General features: G+C 56.7%; 2 protein-coding genes. One reads left to right on the top strand and one right to left on the bottom strand.

The window, feature by feature from the left end; genetic code table 11:
* A partial coding sequence (locus M3N55_RS16600) for an ABC transporter transmembrane domain-containing protein (protein WP_249060972.1) occupies positions 1-1,080 on the bottom strand: 1,080 nt, incomplete at its 3' end.
* A gap of 474 nt (positions 1,081-1,554) precedes the next feature.
* Between M3N55_RS16600 and M3N55_RS16595 the strand changes: the two genes are divergently transcribed.
* Positions 1,555-2,729 (top strand): ABC transporter transmembrane domain-containing protein (locus M3N55_RS16595; protein WP_249060971.1); only part of this gene is annotated, 1,175 nt, incomplete at its 3' end.

Raw genomic sequence — 2,729 nt, 5'->3', positions numbered from 1 at the left:
CACGGCTTTCGGCGGATGCGACACCGGCGTCGAGACCAGGAGCTCACCCGCCACATGGCGCACCACGCTTGCGCCGAATTCCAGCTTTGCAGCGGAACTGTAGATTCTCGACAATTCCGGCAAGATGCGCTGCCCGGCAAAGGCGAACACCCCGATGACAGGCACAAGAGCCCCCAGACCGGTGCCGCCTTCGTAGCTGGCTCTGTCCACAAGCAACAAGCAGAGCAGGATGATGCCCCCGAAGGCGACGGATTGCATGACAAATTGCGGCAATGCCGAAATCGAGTTGGCCTTTACCTGCACATCCGCCATGCCAAGCGCTGCTGTCCGAAAGCGCGACAGAAGAAAACGCTCTCGGCCCAGCGCCTTGATGTCCTTGATCCCACCGAAGGCCTCATTTGCGACGCGGTAGCGCCCGGTATTGTGTTGCACACGCGCCACCCCAAGTCGGTCCAGCACCCCGCGCAACCCAAAAAACAGAACACCATAGCTTCCACCAAGGAACATCAACGCCACAAAGGCGATCAACGGGTCGGTCCAGATCACCACTGCGAGGATGGCCAGCGCTGACAGCAAACTCGCGATCAATTCTGCTGCGGGACGGAAGAACGAACTGACAACCTGTAGGCTTTCATCCAGGATCGACTTGCTAAGATGCCCACTATGGCGGTCCAGAAAAAATTCGTAGGGTTGGCTCAGGTAGGTTTGCAACAGACGTGCAGAGATTGAATGCATCTGCATCGTCGTGAATTTCAGAACGAGATAGGTTTTCAAAAGCTGGATCAGGTTCGACAGGGTAATGACGACCAAAGACGCCACCCCCAAACCCACGACAAACCCATAATCGCTTTGGAAGCCGAAAAAATCATAAGCCCATTGCAAGGCCGCCATGTCGTGGATGCGGTCGCGATCCGCGAGCACCGCAAGAAAGGGAAAGATCGACACGACCATGAAGGCAGAGGAGAGTGCGGCAAAGATAACAATCCCCAGCATCCAGCCTGCCCGCCGCTTTTCGGGCTTGGTCAGCAGGCCCCATGCTGCTTTCCATACGCTGACATTGGAGAGCGGTAAGCTGGTCACGGGTATTCTGCCGTTCTTTCTACACGTGGCGCTAATCTTGACGGGTTAGCCGTTTTCCGCTGGAAAGGAAAGTCTGTATCGCCCGGCGACGTCATTCCAGATGTATCGGCGCCCGGACCTTGCGCGCAACGCAATCGGTCAGCTCAGAAAAAGCCGACGCCAACGCCATAACCGATCAGCCAAACCGCTTTGTTGGCCTGCACGGCCAGGGCCCGTCGGACGATCGCCTACACGGCGTCCATTCGGTTGCCGATCCGAAGAGCAGCGCATGCGATCGGCCTATGCCGATGCGAATCCTTTCGGCCGAAAGTGACGATTTCGACGACATAAGGATGCGCTTTCCTGCTCCCGCCGCGATTAACGCGTCGCACCGTCTCGATCATGAAGCGCCGGCGATACGGCCTTTTCATCTAGGCTGAAAACCGTTAGAGCGGCAGAGCATTTCAGGATTGCAGCAAGCACGGCAGTTTTTCATTGAGCAGCGTATCGACCCCCGATCTAGGCGTCTGGAAAACGGCGTGGAACCTGCTCGATTCCGCTGAAAAACGGCGCGCAAGAGTGATGTTGGGCGTGGTGATCCTGGCAGCGCTCTCCTCTGCCTTCATGGTCGTGTCGATCTTTCCCTTTCTCGCAGTGCTCGCGGATCGCGACCGCATCGAACAAAATTCCAGCTTATTGTGGGTTTACGAGACATTCGGTTTCCAAAGCGACTATGCTTTTCTTGTTGCGCTTGGCTTAGGATCGTTTCTTGCCATCTTGTTGGCGAACCTCATTCAAATGCTCAAGACTTACCTGGTCTTGCAGTTCGCGAATAGGCTGACCTGTTCGATCAGCCTGAGTTTGCTGGAGCGGTATTTAAGATCACGCTATGCCTATTTTCTGAACACGCACACAGCCAACCTTAACAAAACCATTCTTATAGAAAGTTCGCAGATCGTCGCGAGTTTCTTCCGCCCAGCCTCGGAACTGATTGCCAGCACCCTAACAGCGCTGGCGATCGTGACTGTGGTGATCTGGGTCGACCCTGTGATCGCGCTGGTTGCCCTTCTGGTTCTGGGCGGCAGCTATGGTGTAATTTTCCTGTGGTCGCGCAAGCTTCTGGACCGGTTGGGAGCCGCGCGCATTCAGCACAACGGCGCACGGTTTCGGATCGTTGGTGAGGCGCTGGGCGGCATAAAAAGCATGAAGATCACGGGTCGTGAACATCAGACGCTGGACCGGTATCACCTTCCGTCACTGGCCATGGCGGATGTGCAGGTCAGGGCCAATGTCATCTCGAACCTTCCGCAATTTGTGATCCAGTCAGTAGCCTTTGGCGGCATTATTGTAGTTTGCCTATTGCTGGTTGACCGGGCGCGCTACGAACAGGGTGCCGCCTTGGGGGAATTGCTGCCGCTGATCGGGGTGTTCGCCTTTGCCGGGCAGCGTATCCTGCCGGAGCTGGGCAAGCTCTACGGTTCGGCAACCAAACTGGCATTCGGCGCAAGCATTGTGCGGCATGTGACGCAGGAATTATCGGCCACGCGCGATTTGCCGCCGCTTCCAGAGTCGATCCCACCAGGTCTTGGCCTGTCGCGGGCGTTGCGGTTTGAGGGGGTGAGTTACAGCTACCCCAACACGACCGATCGCGGCTTACGCGATGTCAGTCT

Source organism: Roseinatronobacter domitianus, assembly GCF_023336755.1.
Lineage (GTDB): Bacteria > Pseudomonadota > Alphaproteobacteria > Rhodobacterales > Rhodobacteraceae > Roseinatronobacter > Roseinatronobacter domitianus.
This window is presented reverse-complemented; position numbering and strand designations above follow the sequence as displayed.